The sequence below is a fragment of the Streptomyces sp. NPDC102258 genome (assembly GCF_055584685.1).
Genome location: NZ_JBVJLO010000006.1, coordinates 204,713 through 222,186, shown reverse-complemented (window position 1 = coordinate 222,186; position 17,474 = coordinate 204,713). Strand labels below are relative to the sequence as shown.

The following is a 17,474-nucleotide window of genomic DNA, read 5'->3' as shown; positions in this document are numbered from 1 at the left end:
GGCTTCCCTCCTTGCTCTGGGGCGATCACGTCCGAGCGATGCGGATGAGCTTCTTGTTCGCGAACTCGTCGATTCCCGCCCGGCCCAGCTCGCGTCCGAAACCGGACAACTTGACTCCGCCGAAAGGCAGTTCGGCGCCTTCGAGGCCGACGCCGTTGATGAAGACCATGCCTGCGTCGATCTGGTCGGCGACGCGCAGCGCCTGCTCGGTGTCCGTCGTGAACACGTACGAGCCCAGCCCGTACGGCGTGCCGTTCGCCAGTTCGACGGCCTCGTCCTCGGAACCGACCCGGTAGACGGTCGCGACGGGACCGAAGAGCTCCTCGGCGGCCGACGGCGATGTCGGCGAGACGCCCGTCAGCACGCCGGGCGGGAAGTACGCCCCCTCGCGCTCTCGTGCGGAGGCGAAGGTCGCCCCCTCATCGATGGCTCGCCTGACCTGGTCCTCGATGTACTCGGCGGCGGCGACCGAGGACAGGGGCGCCACCCCGTCGGTCAGGGCGAGCACCTTCTCGGTGAACCTGTCGAGGAAGGCGTCGTAGAGGTCCTCGGCAACGATGAAGCGCTTCCCGGCGTTGCACGCCTGACCGGCGTTCTCGAAGCGGGTCTCGACCGCAGCCTGGACGGTGGCGTCGAGGTCGTCGGTGGACAGCACGATGAAGGGGTCCGAGCCGCCCAGTTCGAGTACCACCTTCTTGAGGCTGCGCCCGGCCTTCTCGGCGACCTCCGCGCCGGCCCGCTCCGAACCGGTGAAGGAGACGCCCTGCACGCGGGGGTCCGCGATGGCGCGACCGATCTGTTCGCCGGTGGCGTGGACGTTGACGTAACAGCCCTGGGGGAAGCCCGCGTCCGTGAACAGCTGCTGGAGAGCCGCGGACGACTCCGGACACTGCGACGCGTGCTTGAGCACGATGGTGTTGCCCAGCGCGAGGTTGGGTGCGGCGAATCGGGCCACCTGGTAGTACGGGTAGTTCCAGGGCATGATCCCCAGCAGCACGCCGACCGGCTGGCGACGGACGAAAGCGGCGCCCTCTCCCTCCAAAAGCTCGATCGGTTCGTCGGCGAGGAACTTCTCCGCGTTCTCGGCGTAGTACCGGTAGATCGAGGCGCTGAACTCGACCTCCGCGACGGCCTCGTCCACCGGCTTGCCCATCTCCCGGTGGATGATCTCGGCAAGATGCCCGCTGCGCTCGCTGTGCAGGGTGCGACGGTGTTCAGCAACTCGGCGCGCCGCTCCACGGAGGTCTGCCTCGACCACTGCGCGTAGGCCTCCGCCGCCGCGTCGAGTGCCGAGTCGACGGTCTCGTCCGTCGCGGTCGGGTACTCCTTGACCAGCTTGCCGCTGGCGGGGTCCACCACCGCGTACACGTGCTTCTTCGCCATACTGACTCCTTGTTCGTGTTCCGGGTTCACGCGAGGGTTCCGGTCGCGCGGGCCGGGTTCGCGTCCGAGGCCGCGTTGTGGTCGTGCAGTGCGCGGTAGGCGCGGAAGTAGACGAATCCCTGGGTGCCCCACGTCGCCAGCGCGGCGGTGTAGAAGATCGTGTGGTTCGCGTCGTCGAACGGCAGCGGGAAGAAGTCGTACGTGATCGCGATGGTGGTCCCGGCGGCCGTGACCAGTCCCGTCCAGACCGCCGACCACTTCGCGCCCGCCTTCCACAGCCGCTTGGCGAAGTACCCGAGGAAGACCGCCGTGAGGAGATTGGCGACGACGTAGAAGACGGCGACCCAGAACGGGATGCCGCCGGTGTGGAGATCCGCGCCGTGGTACTGCCGGAGGAACAGGCCGGCCACGATCGCGAATCCGAACACGGCGACGTCGACGCCGCGGCTCGGCTTGTAGCGATGGGTGACCTTCACCAGGCCCATGACCAGAATGAGCGTGATCCCGACCGATCTGGAGAACGCGTCGAAGAAGTACGCCACGTCGTACAGGACGCTGTCGCCGTTGGCTCCGAACAGCGACCAGAGCAGGAAGTTGCTGCCCGATGTGGCGACGACCATCCACTCCAGGCCCAGGAGGTGGTTGCCGTACCGGCGGATGAACTTCCATCCGTAGAAGTAGCCGGCGAAGATCATCCACAGGTCGGCGAGCAGGAACAGCGCTTCCTTCATCGCGACACCCCTTCGCGGACGTCACGGGACAGGAGGGTGACGACGTGCTCGGCGGTGCGCTGGCCCGTCAGAACCGCGCCGTTCATGGTGCCGGCCCATTCGCCGGCGGTTTCCGAGCCTGCCCAGTGGACGCGCCCGTGGGGCTCACTCAGCGCCTTGCCGTAGCTCACGGTCGCGTAGGGAGCGACAGCGGGATTGGGGCCACCCGGGGCGAAGGGCTCCGCTCCCCAGCAGTGGTCCACGTAGTCGATCGGGGTGCGGGCCTGCGTACCGTAGAGGTCGACGAGCTGCTGGACGACCCGGTCGCGTCGGGTCTCGGGGCTGAAGCCGTCGAAGACGCGCGGATCGCAGAAGGCCATCAGGACGCCCGGTCCGCTGTGAGCGGGTGACACGTCGAAGGTGATGAACACCGTTCCGGTGTCGGTCACCGCCTCACCGGCGAATCCGTCGGCCCGCCAGAACGGCTTCTCGTAGGCTACGAAGGCCTTGCTCAGCACGCCCATGCGCCAAGTGCGGATCAGCCCTTCGGCCTGCTCGGGCAGAGCGGGATCGAAGTCGATGGCGGCGCGGTGCGCCGGCGAGGCCGTGACGATCGCGTACCGGGCGCGGATCTCGCCGAAGTCGGCATGGACGGTGACGCCTTCGTCGTCCTGCGTGATGCGGCGCACCGGTGTCGCCAGACGCACGCGGTCGCCGAGCCGCTCCGCCACCCGTTCGGCGATCTCCTGGGTGGTTTCGACGAACCGGTCCTGCTGCTGACCGCCGTCGACGTCCAGCATGTGATCGAGTCCGCCCGCCGAACGGATGTAGCGCATCGCGTGCAGCAGGGAGACGTCTCCCGGTGTGCAGCCCCACTGCACCTTGCTGATGACGGTCATCAGCGCACGCGTGCTGGGCAGTGCCTTCTTCCGGTCGAGCCATTCGCCGAACGAGATGGCGTCGAGCCGATCGGCCCCCGGCGTCTCCCACGCGGCGTTCACGTCGATGGTCGCGACCAGCTTGTTCACGGCCATCTGCATACGGGCCATGTCCACCAGGGCTGCGGGGGAGACCTTGGGAATGGTGCCGTTGTAGGTGCGGCGCCGGCCTGCCATCCACAGCACATTGCGGCCCTGGTTGTATTGATCGGTCGTCGTACAGCTCACCCGGCTCGCAAGGTCCCGGATGGCAGTGTGCCGCCGTGCCACCCATGTTGCTCCGAGGTCGACCTTCACGCCGGCCACCTCGCCGGAGAGCGAGCGGCCTCCGACCCGGTCGCGGCCTTCCACGACCACTACGGACCGCCCGGTGGTCACCAGTCTCTCCGCGGCGCTCAGGCCGGCGAAGCCGGCACCCACGACCACGACGTCGACCGTGGCGTTCCTGGACCGGGGCTCACGAGATCCGGACATGGTTTCCTCCTTCACCCACGCGGTTCGCGTGTTGCGAGATGTACGTCGTGATGGGGTCGACGAGGGCTTCGGGGATGTGATGGCCCATGCCGGGGATGACCACGTGCTGCGCCGAGCGGATCGCCCGGACGGTCGCGGCGCCGCCGCTCGGGTGCACCAGCGGGTCCCGGTCGCCGTGGATGACAAGCGTCGGGGCGGTGATCCTGCTCAGCTGGGCCGTCCGGTCTCCGGAACGCTGGATGGCCTGGATCTGTCGCGCCGTGCCGGCCGCCGGGTCACCTGCGCTGCGGTCCCAGCCGCGAGCCGCGATGGCCGCCTCGGCCGCGTCGTCGATGGGATGCCCTGTCCCCGCGACGTGCCGGGTGAGCCGCAGGTGGGCACGGACCGCCGCGGTTCTGTTCCTCGCGGGCGGGGCGGCGAGGAGCCGGATCGTCGACAGAGCCGGCTGCCCGACCTTGCGCGCCCCGGTGGTGGAGTAGAGGGAGGCCAGCGACAGGACCCGCTCGGGTGCTGTGGCCGCGATCGTCTGCGCGATCATTCCGCCCATCGACCGCCCGACCAGGTGCACCCGCGGGATCCCGAGATGGTCGAGTACGCCGACGGCGTCCTGTGCCATGTCGGCCAGTGCGTACGCGTCGCCGCGCGGGCGCGCGGCGATCTGCCGCCAGAGCGCGGGAGGGGGCGCGGCGACGAACGTCGACTGGCCGGCGTCGCGGTTGTCGATCGCGACGACCCGGAAGCCGCTGGTGACGAGGGCGCCGACGAACGAGTCGGACCAGAAGGTGAGGTCTTCGCCCAGTCCCGCGATGAGCAGTATCGCGGGGTCGTCCTTGTCGCCGTGGTCCCGGAAGCAGATCGTCATCCCGGACGGCAGGGTCGCGTACCGGTCGACGCTTTCGACGGCGCTCGTCTCAGGCACGGGCCGAACGCCTTCCGTCGGGCCGCGCGGCCGCCCGGGCGGCGCCGAACTTCAGGTGCTCGTCCGCCACCGGGCCGCGCAGGGCCTTGGAGTCCTCGGGGTAGGACATCGCCATCCGCCAGGGCTTCTCGGGGCCCTGCTTGGGCAGGAGCCTCTCGCCGCGCTTGGCGTACCCGGCCTTGAGGTCCATGACCGGCCTGCGCTTCGTTCCCGCCGGTGCGACCGGAACCACCGTGTCGTATCCGCGGGCGTCCATGTGCCTGACCAGGTCGATGAAGTAGCGACACATCAGGCTCACCTTGAGCGTCCAGGACGAGGTGGTGTAGCCGATCGCCATCGCCCAGTTCGGGATCCCGCTCAGCAGCATGCCGCGGTAACAGAGCGCGTCCGCGACGTCGACCTGGCGCCCGTCGACCACGAGGGGCATGCCGTCGAAGAGCCGCAGGTTCAGCCCCGTCGCGGTGACGATGACGTCGGCTTCCAGCTCCTCGCCCGACGCCAGGACGATTCCGCGCTTGCTGAACCGCGCCACGGCGTCGGTGACGACGGAGGCCTTTCCGTCCTTGATCGCGTCGAAGAAGTCGCCGTCCGGTGCCACGCACAGCCGCTGGTCCCACGGGTCGTACGGCGGGTTGAAGTGTTTGTCGACGTCGAATCCCTTGGGAAGGCGCTTGACGTTCTCGCGCCGGATGAATGCCCGTCCGGCCTTGGGGAAGGTCCGCAGGCCCTTCACGACGGCGTGTTCGGTCCAGATGTTCTTGAACCGCGTCACGGCATACCCGCGCTCTTCTCCGAGCAGTTTCGTGAGCGCCAGGGCGACCTTGTCCACACGGGGGAGCGCCATGACGTAGGTGGGGGTGCGCTGGAGCATCGTCACGTGCCGGGCGGCGCCCGCTCCGGTGGTCATGGCCGGCACCAGCGTGATCGCGGTCGCCCCGCTGCCGATGACGACGACCTTCTTGCCGCTGTAGTCGAGGTCCTCGGGCCAGTGCTGCGGATGGACGATCCGGCCCTCGAAGCCGTCCCGCCCCGGGAACTCCGGGGAGAACCCCTCGTCGTACCGGTAGTAGCCGGTGGCGGCGAAGACCCATCCCGCGTGGATCGTCTTGATCCGGGTCGCTCCCGCGCCGGGGTCCGACGTCTGGACCGTGAGAGTCCACCGTGAGTCCGCCGTGGACCATTCCGAGCGGAGGACCCGGTGGCCGAGCCTGAGGACGCGCTCCAGGCCGTTCTCCTCGACGGTCTCGTGGAGGTACTCCTTGATCAGGGGAGCGTCGGCGATCGCGGCTTCGTGGCGCCAGGGCTTGAACGCGTATCCGAACGTGTGGAGGTCGGAGTCCGAGCGGATGCCGGGATAGCGGAACAGGTCCCAAGTGCCTCCGATGTCGTCGCGCGCTTCCAGCACGGCGAGCGACTTCTCGGGGAGCTCCCGGCTGAAATAGGTGGCCGCGCCGATCCCGGAGATCCCGGCTCCGATGATCACCACGTCGAATTCCTCGACGGCGTCCAACATCTCAGCTGTCATGGCGTTTCCTCGCTGTTCCTGTGGCGGTCACCTCACTGTCGCGAGCCGCGACCGCCTGCGAGAACGACAGGGGGCACCTGCTTCGCCCGGGCTCGGTGCACGATGCACAGGCGGGCCGGGCCGCTGCGCCCAGGCGGTGTCCGACGTTCGGGCGGAGGCCCCGGCCGAGCCCGCAGCCCGGCCCTTCTGGGAACAGGGCAGCCGGAGACAGCCGTCCTGCGGCCGGTCGTGCCGCAACCGTTGCGGCAGCAAGACCGGGCGTGATAGAGGTTTGCCCCCGGTATGTGGTGGTGCTGAACGCCTCGTCGCGGTCGTGCGCAGAGGCAGAACCCGCTGTCGTCACGACCTCGCTGCGCGTCGCGCCCCCGGGTGTATGGAGCCGCGGGGGGATCGCCGCCGTCGCTCTCGCGATCGCGGCCGAGCGGAAGTGGCCGACGACCCGGGACCTGTGCGGGGCCACCCCTTCTCGGACGGGAAGATCCGCCTCCTGCCGCTCCGGCCCAGCCCGCTGCGAGGGAGCCGCACCCGTTCGTTTGCGCAGGCATACCGCCTCACGCACCCCTTCACCCACCCATGACGAGCCGGTACCGGCTCGTGAGCCGAAAGGTGGTCGCGATGACCGACCTCTCCAAGACAGGGCACGTCGAAGCAGCCGATGGTGAAGCGGGATCGGGCAATCCGCTCAACCGTGGGCTCGGCGTGTCGCAGATCGTGTTCATGGTCGTCGCCGCGGCGGCACCGCTCGGGCTGGTGGCCGGCGGGGTGCCGCTCGCCTTCGCCGTGAGCGGCAGCCCGGGGATGCCGCTGTACTTCGCCCTGTCCACCGTGCTGCTGCTGGTCTTCGCGGTCGGCTTCACGCTGATGGCTGGACAGGTACGCAACGCGGGGGCCTTCTACGCCTATGTCCAGGCGGGGCTGGGCCGGATCCCCGGTCTCTCGGCCGCGACCCTCGCGCTCTTCTCCTACACGCTGCTTCTCGTCGGGGTGAACGCCTACGTCGGCGTCGCGACGAGCAACGTCATCGAGCGGTACGCCGACGTCGGCTCCCCGTGGTGGTCGTGGGCACTCGTCTCGCTGGGCGTCATCGCCTTCCTCGGCTACCGCGACATCGAGCTGAGCGCCAAGGTGCTCGGTGCCGTGTTGGTGCTGGAATCCTTGCTGCTCCTGGTCCTGGACCTCGGCATCGTGGGCCACGGCGGCGCCCACGGCCTGACGGCCGAGTCGGTGACGCCCTCGATCGTGGGCACCGGCTCCCTGGGCCTCGGCATCATGTTCGCCATCTTCGGGTTCATCGGCTTCGAGGCGACGGCCGTGTTCCGCAACGAGGCGAAGGACCCCGACGCCACGGTCCCGCGGGCGACGTACGTCGCGATCCTGGTGATCGGGGTCTTCTACTCGTTCACCGTGTGGGCGATCGTGGTGGGTGTCGGCGTCGACGCGGTGGTCGGAGCCGCGCAGGCCGACCCCGAGGGCCTGGTCCTCACGCTGACGCGGAGCTACGTAAGCTCCGTCTGGGCCGACATCATGCAACTCCTCCTGATCAGCAGCCAGTTCGCCTGCGTGCTGGCCTTCCACAACGTCGTGACGCGCTACCAGTTCGCGCTGGCCCGGGCCGGTGTGCTTCCGGCGTCGCTGGGCGTCGTCCACTCACGGCACCGCGCGCCGTCGGCGTCCTCGGCCGTCGCCTCGGTGGTCGCGTTCGTCACCACGCTCGTCGTCGCCGCGCTCGGCCTCGACCCGATCGGGGACCTCTACGCCTGGTTCTCCGGCGCCGCCACCCTCGGCGTCGTCCTGCTGATGGCGGCCACCAGCCTCGCCGTCATCGGCTTTTTCCGGCGCGCCGATGGGCGGCAGTCGTTGTGGCGTACGGTCGTGGCCCCGGGCGTCGCCTTCCTCGGCCTGGCCTGTGTGGTCTGCCTGATGGTCGTCAACTTCCCGCTCCTCGTCGGTACCGTCACGGGGGCCTGGGTGATCGGCGGTCTCGTCGCCCTCTCGGCCGTGGTCGGCGTGGTGCAGGCCCTCGTCCTGCGAGCGCGCCGCCCGGCCGTCTACGAGCGGCTCTAGGCGATGTCTTCAAATGATCTTGCTTAGTGGATCACAGTGGGGTGATATGTCGCCATGAACTTTCTGATGTCGAGCGGGAGTTCGTCCGGCCGTTGCTGCCCGAGCCGGTGCGGGGGCGGAAGCGGCTGGACGACCTGCTGACGGCCTGACATTCAGCGACAGGGCGTGGTGACCTGTCGGGGAGCTCTCGGCTGAGATGGGTGGCCGCGCCGGTCCCGGTGATTCCCGCTCCGATGGTCACCACGTCGAACTCCTCCACGGCGTCCAACATCGCAGTCGGCATGGCGTTGGCTCGGTCGGCGTACGAGCGCAGGGGCGCGATCGGCCTGTGCGCCATGCACCATCCCCAGGGGAACTAGGTGCCCGGTGTCGTTCTCACCGAGGTCGTGGCTGACGACAGTGAGATGCGAGGCAATCGCCACAGGCGAAGTCCAGTTTTGCCAAACACCGTGTCGAGGGCGTGCCGACCGGGGCGTCTAGGGGTGTGCATTGAGTAATCAGACTGTCATCGTGGGTCTCGGCGCCACCGGCCGGGTCATCGCTTCTTCCTTGCTGCAACGCGTGGACGTGGAGATCGTCGGAGCAGCGGACCGGGACCCCCGCGTGGTTGGTCAAGACCTCGGAGCGCTACTTGGCGGCGCCGCGAACGGCGTCGTCATCGTGAGCGACCCGGCCGACCTGCCCACCGCCGACCTCGCGATCGTGGCGACCGTTTCGGATCTGCACAGGGTGGCCGACGCCCTGCTGCCGCTGCTGGAGCGTTCGTACAACGTCCTGAGCATCTGCGAAGAGCTGGCCTATCCATGGCAGAGCCATCCCGACCTGGCCCGACGGCTCGACGACACGGCGAAGGCGCATGGGGTGACGGTCCTGGGCAGCGGGGGCGAACCCGGGCATCCTGATGGACACCCTTCCTCTCCTGCTGACCGCATTGACTCAGCGTGTGGAGAGCGTGCGGATCCGCCGACGGACGAACATGTGATTCCTTCCTCAGCACCATCGCAGCGGCGGTCAATGCCTCCACCGCGGTCGTCGAGGCGGGTCCCGGTCTCCTGTCGATGGGAGACCTCCCGGCCCGCTCGGTCGCGGCCAAGGAAGAGCGACGAGCAGCCCGAGCCTCGCTCGGGGCCACCACCTCTCAGGACTGACACGGAGACACGCGCCTCTCGCCTCCACTGCTTCCAGACAAGGAAAACCTCCTGCTCGGCGTCTTCACACGTCTCGCCGAAGAGGCGCCTGCCACGGTTGATCCGCTGGAGGGGAACGAGGGCTTGGGGCGTGCTGCCAAGCATGCCTTGACGCGGAGCATGAAGCAGGACAGACCCCCAGCCAAAAGGAGACCAGCGCAGCATGAGGACCGACGGCACGAAATACAGCAACTTCACCGGCTGGATCGACCCGCCGGACGACGTGCAACCCGCGCTGGACGGCGACCTCACCTGTGACATCGCCGTCATCGGCGGCGGCATGGGTGGCATGGCGGCTGCCCTGCGCCTCGGGGAGCGCGACCAGGACGTGGTCCTGCTGGAGGCCGAGTTCTGCGGCTACGGCTCGGCCTCGCGCAACGGCGGTCAGATCGCCGGGGCCCCGGGTGGCGACCTGCGGATGCTCAGCCTCCAGTCCCCGAAGAAGATGCCGGTCATGGCCAAACTGGCGGAGCACGCGGGCCATTATGTGGAAAACCTCATCAAGACGCACGACATCGACTGCGACTACGTGGCGAACGGCCTGGTGTGGGGCGCGGTCTCACCCCTCATGATGCTCAGGGTGCGTACCCAGGCGGCGATCCTGCGCGCCTTCGGTGGGGAGGGGACCGTCGGCAGCAGAGAGGAACTCGGCCTCCCCGCAGGCTTCGTGGGCGGAATGCGGGAATCCATCGGCGGGATGCTGAACCCGGGCAAGCTCGCTCGTGGTGTGCGGCGCGCACTGCTCGCGTCCTCGGCCAAGGTCTTCGAGCAGTCGCGGGTGAGCGATGTCCGGCGGACCGGCAGCACCGTCGAGATCACGACACCGCACGGCACCGTGCGGGCCAACAAGGTGCTGCTCGCAACCAGCGTCTACGGCGGCGAGTGGGACATCACGCCCAAGAACCTCGCGACGCCGCTGTACGTCATCGAGATCGAGTCGGAACCCATCGCGCCGGAGCGGCTCGCCGCGCTGGACTGGACCAGTCGGTCCGGCATCATCACCCAGCACCAGTTGATGACCCACTACCGGCTCACCGAGCGCAACACCATCGTCTGCGGGGTCCGCAAAGCGCAGCGCGGCCAGACCTACCCGCTCCCGGACCGGGTTCCGGACCCCGGTGTCGTGCGGGACATGGGGAAGGATCTGGCCAACCGGTTCCCGTCGCTGTCCGACGTGGCCATCGAGCGGGCCTGGGGCGGGTGGATCGGCATCAGCCCGGACTGGCTGTCGGTCGCCGGGCAGGTGGGTGACAACGTCTTCTACGCGATGGCCTGCAACGGCCACGGCCTCTGTCAGGTGCCGTACGTGACCCATCAGCTCGCCGACTACATCGTCGACGGTGAGATGCCGGAGGACCTCGCCGGCATCTGGTCGGACGCCTCGAAGTACTCGCCGTCGATGTCGCTGCTGATGCAGCCGTTCGTCCTCCGAGCCATCTGGGGGCTGGACCGGTTCAACGACTTCTTCAACGGCAGCAGGACGCTGGCCCGGCGGGCGCTCCGTCGTGCCAGGCGCGGGGACTTCTGAAGGTTCGGGTGGTGTCTGCTCTGTGACGACGTGATGTGAGATCGCCACTCGCTAGGACAAGACCGCGCCGGTCTCACGAAGCAGCCGTCCGTCGCCCTCGCACCCCTCCTGATGTGGGCCCGACATGTGACGACAGAACCTAGGCGGGTCCTCGCACGGCGCGCAGCAGGGGAGGCGACAGGACCCAGAGGGCCTCGCCCAACGTCGCACCCGGATTGTCGAACTGGTGAAGCGTCTGTCCGGAGTACGAGGTGGACGCCCCTGCCGAGAGCATCCGGGTCTCACCCCCGACGATCAGACAGGTCGAGCTGCTCAGCCTCATCGCGAAGATCGTGGCGGTGTCGAGTCGATAGGGGCGCAGCACCTCGCAGACGCGCGGCAACGTCGGGACGGACACGCTGGTGAGCCCACGCTCCAACTGGCTCAGAAAGCCCTTTGTGACCTCTGTCCGGTACGCGACCTCCGTCAACGACACCCCGCGGTCGGGCCTGATAGCCCTTCATCTGTCTGTGACACGGCATGTCGGGAGCCTCGGCTCCCCGAGAGCAGAGGGACACTGAGAACATGGAAGAGCTGTGGCCCCCGCCCTCGCGTGAGGTCGCTGACGCGATCAGGTCACTGTGCCAGCGCCTGCTGACGGAAACGGACGCCCTGGTCGACGCCTTCGCGAGGCCCTCTCTCGTCGCCCAGAACGATCCCGCTCTCCTCGCGGACGCATCCCTGGTCGAGGAGGATCGCGCGCTCAATCGCTCTGAGCTGGTCCAATGGTTGACCGCAAACGTTCAGCAACCGGGGCGAAGGGTAGAGCCCTACGTCAGTCCGAGGACCACGGCGTACATCAATGATCTCGTCTCTCGGGGCATCGCGCCCGACTTCGCCGTTGCCTGGCGTGTGGCCCTGGGGATCGGCTGGCGGCGATGGCTGGAGGAATGCGTGGCGGATTGCGCGGACCCCGATCTTCTCGTGGGGATCCTGGACGTGACGGCGCAGTCGCTGGTGCAGTACGCCCTCGACTCCGTCGCGGCCCTGCGGCAAGCCGGCCTCGCCGCGGCGATGGGGAACACGGATGCCGAGGGGATCGCACTGATTCAGCTGATCGCCAGTGGGGCACCGATGGCGGAGGACCTCGCCGAAGGGCGCCTGCGCTATCGGATGGCGCGGTGGCACGTGGGTCTCGTCCTCTGGGTCGATGATCCCCAGGAGGCCGACGCCCTGGACGAGGCGATCGCCGCCGTGCGCTCCTCCGCCGGCGGCCGGAGCACGCTGGTGGCGCGCGCCAGCGCCACGTCGCGGTGGATCTGGCTCTCGGGGGAAGCCGTCCCGGACCCTCACCACGTGGAGAAGGACCTCGCGGCAGTCGACGAGGTCCGCGCGGCAGTGGGAAGGCCGGGACGCGGTCTCGATGGATTCCGCTCCAGCCACCAGGACGCCCTCGCGGCGCAGGCGCTGGTGATCCGGCTGGGGTCCGACCGGCGATTCACCGCATACGCCGACGTCGAGCTGATCGACGCGCTCACGAAGGACCGGCCCGGCGCACGCCGGTTCGTCATCAACACCCTCGGGCCGTTGGCCGAAGCCGACACAGCGCTGCGGCAGGCACTGCTCACCTATGTGCAGTGCGGTTTCAGTGCGACCCGGGCGGCCGCCAACCTCTACGCGCACCGCAACACCGTCGAACGGCGGGTCTCACGCGCCAACGAGCTCTCGGCCGTCAAGGTGGAGGACAACCCGACCCATGTGGCGGCGGCGCTCCTGGTGCTGGACATCGCGCCTGACATCGTGACGATCGCTCCGAGCTGAACTCACACCACGCAGCCGCGGTGTTCGAGCTTCCTTGCCCTGGGAAGAGCCCGGAAGGGCGAGACGGGGAAGGGTGGACAGGACCGCGCGGGCGCCCGGACGGTGCCCAGGCAGCCTGTCTTCGCCAGTGGCATTCCTTCCGGAACGTCTGCGATCGACGGCGAGGGCGACGCGCTGACACCGCCGATCAGAGGCGACGTCGGATGTCGGCATGCGGGCGCAGAGCGCCCCGGTGCCCTCCGCGCGTGCGTCAGGGGTCGCACGTAGCGCCCACGATGCACGTAATGCGCATTGAGCTTGAGTCCGTTTTGTGCCCGTCAGGCTGCTGACCTGCGGTTTTCCTTAACCTGTTTTGGCTCTACATGTTTGCGATGACGCACCACGTGGAGTGCGTGGCGATCCTGGAGCCGGTCGCGAAGGGCGCCTGATCCGGGGTTTCCCGGGGGCCTCGTGGCCACCTTCCGCTCGTTTGGCGGCCCTGCTGGCGCCGTAGGGGGAAGCGGTTGGGGCCGGAGGTGCGGGGTTCGTCGCCGGTGCGCCGTGAGCGCCGTCGGGCGCTGGGCCGGTTACTGGTCCCGCTCCTCCAGTGGTTTGTGGCTCCGCGTCGGTAACGTCCGGCACGTGTTGTGCGTCGTCCGGAGCCTGTGGGCGTGACCTCGGCTGTTCGAGTTCAGGCGAACAGTGCTTTCAGTGCCGGCCCACCGGCCAGGATGCGCCATGCCGGCACCCTGATCACCCGCGCCACCGGTCCCGCCTTCGCCCCGGCGCCGCCGGACGGGAGTTCCTTCAGCAAGTCGCCGCGCGCGTGGGTCAGTCGCAGGTGCCGGGCTGGATCCTGGCCCTGCTCGGGGCCCGGATCGATCACCACCGCCGTGTTCGCCCCAGCCACCGTGAAGAGCATGTCCACCGTGTGGCCGCCGACCACCGCCGCGCGCTCCAGGTCGGTGATGCCGGACGCGCCCAGGTACTCCTGGAGACGGTCGGCCAGCTCTTCACGGAACTCGGAAGCGGTTGCCGCGGTAGCAGACGCGCCCTGGTCCGCGTACGTCCCGCCGCGCAGCGCCGTCGACCGCTCCGCGAGCAACGAGGGGAGTCCCGCCCGCTCCGCCCAGAACGCATGACTGCCCACGGTGATCAGCTGCGACTTGGCCCGGGTGACGGCGACGTTCCACAGGTTGACCTGGCTCGCCACCCAGTGCGTCGTACGCGGCGGGGTGTTGCCGGTCGCCACCGGGCTCAGGACCATGACGTCGCGCTCGCCTCCCTGGAAGGCGTGCACGGTGCCCACCCGGACGCGGTCGTCGTCTGCCCAGGCGCGGGCCAGTACTTCCTTCTGGGCCCGGAACGGAGTCACCACCCCGACCGTCGCGTGCTCGGGCAGGCGCAACAGCAGCTCGTTCACCGCCTCGCGCACTCGCTCGGCCTCCGCCGCGTTGCACCAGGACCGGCCGCCCCTGCCCCGCGCAGACTCGCCGTGCGGCACGTCCACCCAGCCCAGCACCGGCGCCGGATCGGCCGCACCGAACGGATCGGCCGCCGACACCCGGCTCCGGACGTCGGTGAGGACCTGCAACTGGCCGGCATAGCAGTAGCCGTTGACGACGTCCGCGATCGCCGGGTGGCAACGGTAGTGCTCGTCGAGCAGAAGCGCTGCCTCACCGTGTTGTGCGGCCGCGTGGTACGAGGCGTATACGTGATAGGCGAGCCGGTGATCCTCCAGCAGGGCTGCGCTCAGCCCGGTCCGTACCCGTGCCTGCCGTTCCTGTTGGGCGGTGATGCCGGGGATGTGGCCAAGCTGCATGGGATCGCCGATGATCAGCGCCCTCTTGGCGCGGAAGAGCAGGGGCAGGACCGACGGGATCGAGCATTGGCTCGCCTCGTCGATCACCACCAGGTCGAAGAGCTTCGGAACGAGTTCCAGCTGGCGCACCGAGTGTGTGCTGATGGCCCACCCCTTGAGGTGTGTCATCAGATTGCGCTGGCTCTTCTGGAAGCCCGAGCGCTGGCGCAATGCCTGGAGCCGCTGTCCCATCAGCGAGCGGCCGCGAGCCATGGCCTCGGCCGCCACGGCCCGGGCGAGCTCGCCCGACGCCTCCGACAGACCGGCGGCGCTCTCCAGCCGTACGCGTTTCAGTTCCTCCTCGTCCCGGCCGAGGAGTTCCGGTACGAGCTCGCGCAGGTGGCTCTCCACCGCCACGGCGTCGGCCAGCGCGAGGAGCAGCTCGGGCTGAGCTGGCCGCGCAGAGGTCCAGGATGGCCACGGGTCAGCCGGATCCGTAACGGACGCCGCGATGAAAGCGGACAACGCCCGCCCCCTGCGCCACCGGCCGAGGGCGAACCAGCCGGCGCCGGCGGCCTTCCGGGCCCGCCCCTCCCAGCGGGAGAGCGGGGCCGCGCCGCTGCTCGCCCAGGCTCCTTCCAGCAGCTCCACCGGCAGTTCGAGTCCGCCCGCCCTCCGGGCCCGTTCCCGCAGCAGCTCCAGCAGCCGCGTTTCGTCACCCACCAACCGCGCCGCCTGTGCGCGGTGTGCGGCCGACTGGGCATACCGGTTGCGCAGATCGCCGGCCACGGTCGCCGCACCCCGAGCCGGCGCCTCGACAGGCTGGGCGAGCAGCCCTTCGAGCTTGGCGGCCTCGCGTTCCAGCGCGTCGGCGTTACCCGTCCGCATGAGCAGCCCGGGCGAGATCGTGTCACAGCGCTCGGCCACGACGTCCACGGCCTCGTTGTTCGTGGAAGCGACGAGTACGCTCTGGCCGGCGGCCACCGCAGTCGCGACCACGGCCGTCACCACCTCGCTCTTCCCGGTACCGGGCGGCCCGGTGGCGACGGTCAGCGGACGGGTCATCGCCGACCGGATCACCAGCTCCTGGCTTTCGTTGCACGGCCCCGGAGCGACGACGGTCGGCGTGTCGGTGCTCGCGTCCGCACCGCCGCCGCCCGTCAGGAGCGTGTCCAGCGCGGTGCCGGGGATCTGTCCGGTTCGGGTGGACATCTGGAGCAGGTTGTCCACAAGGGCTTCGGTCGCGATCCGCTCCACACCCGAGGGAGCGAGGAGGACGGCGGCGTTGTGCGCGCCGGGCCGCAGCGAGTCCATCACGGACCGCTCGCTCAGGGCGGACAGGTCGAGCGGCTCCAGTTCCGGAATGCCGAGCTCCGTGAGGAGTTCCCGTACGGCCCGTACCATCTGCGTGCCGTTGCCCTCCTGCCAGGTCGGCTGCCAGCGCGCGAGGAGGTCGGCGGCGTCGTCGTCCGCCAGCAGTTCCGTGATCAGTCCGGTGTGCAGTGAGGGAATCCCGTTCGGGCGGAGCCTGTCGCGGCCGTCCTCGTCGGGAGTCAGCTCCATCGGCTGGATCAGCAGCGGTGCGATCCGCACGGCGCCCCGGTGTCGGCCGTCACCCCCTCCCTCGGGGAGGGTGATGGCCGGATAGCCGTACCAGTACTCGTGCAGCCCGGCGCCGTCGACCTGGGCGCCCCGACTCTTCGGTTTCGGCAGCTGGGAGGGAGCGGGGAGAGTGGGCCCCAGCCCGGACTGGATCGTTTCGGACCCCTGACCCAGCAGGAAGTACGCGGAGCCCCGGTTGCCGTCCCGGTCGGGCAGCATGCCCGAAGCCGCCTGGGCGCTCAGGCAGTGCACGTAGTAGCGCAGCAGCCGCTGCCAGTCGATGCCGTCGTGGGCATCGAGGCCGGCCAGCGCCCGCGCCTTCAGCAGGGCCGGGGAGGCCTGGGCCGCCCGGGCAGCGTCGCGGAGCGGGGCGGGGAGGTTGACGGACCGGGCCACGGAGCGCGCCAGGGGGAGGGAGTGCGTCGCCCGGAACGTGGACTTGGTCGGTCGCTGCTCCTCGGGCACGCCGCTCCGTACCATCTGTGCGGTCAGGTACTCGAAGAGGTCGTCCGGGGTGATCCAGCCGCTGTCCTTGATCCGGCCGCTGCGCAGCCCCTCGACGATCTCGCCGGTGAACCGGGAAGTGCCCAGAAGGGACCCGGCGGGTGCCATCGCCGAGGCGGCCTGGAGGGCATCGGAGGCGGTGATGAAGTAGACGCCGGTCGGGCGCAGCAGTGTGCTGGGCGCGGGCCGGGCGTTGGTGTCGTCGCCGGTGCCCTTGGCAGTCCAGCCCTGGACGACCGAACCGCTGGAGCAGCAGTCCAGCAGCACGACCTTCGAGGAGGCCCGGCAGGACTGGAGCATCCGCTCCAGGAACTCGGCGGGTACGGCGGTGCCCGGCAGGTCGTCCGGGTCGGTGTCTCGGGTGAGGAAGTACAACTGGCCGTCGGCCTCGCAGAACTCGCCGTGGCCGCTGAAGTAGAGGAGGGCGGTCTCGCTGGGCTGCCGCTCATCCAGGAAGGACTCGATGGCGTGCAGCATCTCGGCGCGGGTCGGCTCGGGCACCATCTCGCAGTCGTTGTACATGCCGATCTCGGTGTTCTGGAGCACCGCCTGCATGTAGTGCAGGTCGGCCCGGACGGCCGGGAGATCGTGGTAGCGCTCGCTGTTGTACGTGGATACGCCGATGAGCACGGCGTACCGGTCGTTGTCGCTCACGCCGCGCCCGGTCCGTCCTCGTGGCTGCCGCCCTCGGTGCCACCGGCGAGGAACCGCTGGATCTGCTCGTCGTCGGCCCGTGCCTGCCGGCCGGAGATGCTCAGCGTCGCACCGTCGGGCCGGGTGACGACGATGGTCCGCTGCGGGATGCGGGCCAGCCAGATCTGGACGGCGGCGGCGACCATGGAACCGCCGCCGAACACCAGCCCGATCAGGTCGGTGACGGGCCCGCCCTTGAGGCTGTCGTCGTCCGTCTGTGAGCGGGGGACGTCGAGAGCGGCCCGGGGGTCGGTGTCGGAGATCGCGGCGAGCAGCTCGCGTGCCTCGCGGCGGGCGCGCAGCGGGTCTTCGTCGACGATGGAGATGCGGTAGCCGGCCGGGCCCGCGTGGATGGCGCTCACGTTCA

Annotated in this window: 10 protein-coding genes and 1 pseudogene; 3 read left to right on the top strand and 8 right to left on the bottom strand. The window is 69.4% G+C overall.

Annotated features, from left to right (window positions below; translation table 11 throughout):
- Positions 1–25 precede the first annotated feature (25 nt).
- The 5 genes and pseudogenes from ACZ6ZT_RS12945 to ACZ6ZT_RS12925 form a co-directional block, all read right to left on the bottom strand.
- Positions 26–1,383: pseudogene (locus ACZ6ZT_RS12945) on the bottom strand (NAD-dependent succinate-semialdehyde dehydrogenase).
- Positions 1,384–1,409: 26 nt separating this feature from the next.
- Positions 1,410–2,114 (bottom strand): transporter, encoded by a 705-nt coding sequence (locus ACZ6ZT_RS12940; protein WP_469718769.1) that lies wholly within the window; start codon positions 2,112–2,114, stop codon positions 1,410–1,412.
- On the bottom strand, positions 2,111–3,457 hold the full coding sequence (locus ACZ6ZT_RS12935; protein ID WP_469718767.1) for a flavin monoamine oxidase family protein: 1,347 nt from the start codon (positions 3,455–3,457) through the stop codon (positions 2,111–2,113). The genes ACZ6ZT_RS12940 and ACZ6ZT_RS12935 overlap by 4 nt, the downstream gene beginning before the upstream one ends.
- 31 nt (positions 3,458–3,488) lie before the next feature.
- Positions 3,489–4,424, bottom strand: a complete 936-nt coding sequence (locus ACZ6ZT_RS12930) for an alpha/beta fold hydrolase (RefSeq protein ID WP_469718765.1) — start codon at positions 4,422–4,424, stop codon at positions 3,489–3,491.
- Entirely contained in the window at positions 4,417–5,949 is a 1,533-nt protein-coding gene (locus tag ACZ6ZT_RS12925; protein ID WP_469718764.1) for a flavin-containing monooxygenase, read from the bottom strand. Before ACZ6ZT_RS12925 ends, ACZ6ZT_RS12930 begins: the two co-directional genes overlap by 8 nt.
- 615 nt (positions 5,950–6,564) lie before the next feature.
- Between ACZ6ZT_RS12925 and ACZ6ZT_RS12920 the strand changes: the two genes are divergently transcribed.
- Both ACZ6ZT_RS12920 and ACZ6ZT_RS12915 read left to right on the top strand, forming a co-directional pair.
- Positions 6,565–8,013, top strand: coding sequence for an APC family permease (locus ACZ6ZT_RS12920; RefSeq protein WP_469718760.1), 1,449 nt, complete (start codon positions 6,565–6,567; stop codon positions 8,011–8,013).
- A 1,350-nt stretch (positions 8,014–9,363) separates the two neighbouring features.
- The gene (locus tag ACZ6ZT_RS12915; RefSeq protein ID WP_469718757.1) at positions 9,364–10,728 is read left to right on the top strand and encodes an NAD(P)/FAD-dependent oxidoreductase; all 1,365 of its coding nucleotides are present in this window, start codon (positions 9,364–9,366) and stop codon (positions 10,726–10,728) included.
- A gap of 139 nt (positions 10,729–10,867) precedes the next feature.
- Here the strand turns inward: ACZ6ZT_RS12915 and ACZ6ZT_RS12910 are convergent, their stop codons facing one another.
- A complete protein-coding gene (locus ACZ6ZT_RS12910) occupies positions 10,868–11,221 on the bottom strand; it encodes a helix-turn-helix domain-containing protein (RefSeq protein WP_469719073.1) in 354 nt (117 codons plus the stop codon).
- A 71-nt stretch (positions 11,222–11,292) separates the two neighbouring features.
- Here ACZ6ZT_RS12910 and ACZ6ZT_RS12905 point away from each other — a divergent pair, with 71 nt between their 5' ends.
- Positions 11,293–12,528 (top strand): PucR family transcriptional regulator, encoded by a 1,236-nt coding sequence (locus ACZ6ZT_RS12905; RefSeq protein WP_404141381.1) that lies wholly within the window; start codon positions 11,293–11,295, stop codon positions 12,526–12,528.
- Between the two features lie 670 nt (positions 12,529–13,198).
- Here the strand turns inward: ACZ6ZT_RS12905 and ACZ6ZT_RS12900 are convergent.
- Together ACZ6ZT_RS12900 and ACZ6ZT_RS12895 are read right to left on the bottom strand one after the other, a co-directional pair.
- Positions 13,199–17,068 carry a caspase, EACC1-associated type gene (locus ACZ6ZT_RS12900; protein WP_469718754.1) on the bottom strand — a complete coding sequence of 1,290 codons (3,870 nt, stop codon included), beginning with the start codon at positions 17,066–17,068 and terminating at the stop codon, positions 13,199–13,201.
- Positions 17,065–17,469 (bottom strand): effector-associated constant component EACC1, encoded by a 405-nt coding sequence (locus ACZ6ZT_RS12895; RefSeq protein ID WP_469718750.1) that lies wholly within the window; start codon positions 17,467–17,469, stop codon positions 17,065–17,067. The genes ACZ6ZT_RS12900 and ACZ6ZT_RS12895 overlap by 4 nt, the downstream gene beginning before the upstream one ends.
- Between the last annotated feature and the right edge of the window lie 5 nt (positions 17,470–17,474).

Excerpts from the sequence above, each read along its gene's own strand:
- ACZ6ZT_RS12920 (WP_469718760.1), top strand. The coding sequence starts at position 6,565 with ATGACCGACCTCTCCAAGACAGGGCACGTCGAAGCAGCCGATGGTGAA.
- ACZ6ZT_RS12940 (WP_469718769.1), bottom strand. The coding sequence starts at position 2,114 with ATGAAGGAAGCGCTGTTCCTGCTCGCCGACCTGTGGATGATCTTCGCC.
- ACZ6ZT_RS12925 (WP_469718764.1), bottom strand. The coding sequence starts at position 5,949 with ATGACAGCTGAGATGTTGGACGCCGTCGAGGAATTCGACGTGGTGATC.
- ACZ6ZT_RS12915 (WP_469718757.1), top strand. The coding sequence starts at position 9,364 with ATGAGGACCGACGGCACGAAATACAGCAACTTCACCGGCTGGATCGAC.
- ACZ6ZT_RS12905 (WP_404141381.1), top strand. The coding sequence starts at position 11,293 with ATGGAAGAGCTGTGGCCCCCGCCCTCGCGTGAGGTCGCTGACGCGATC.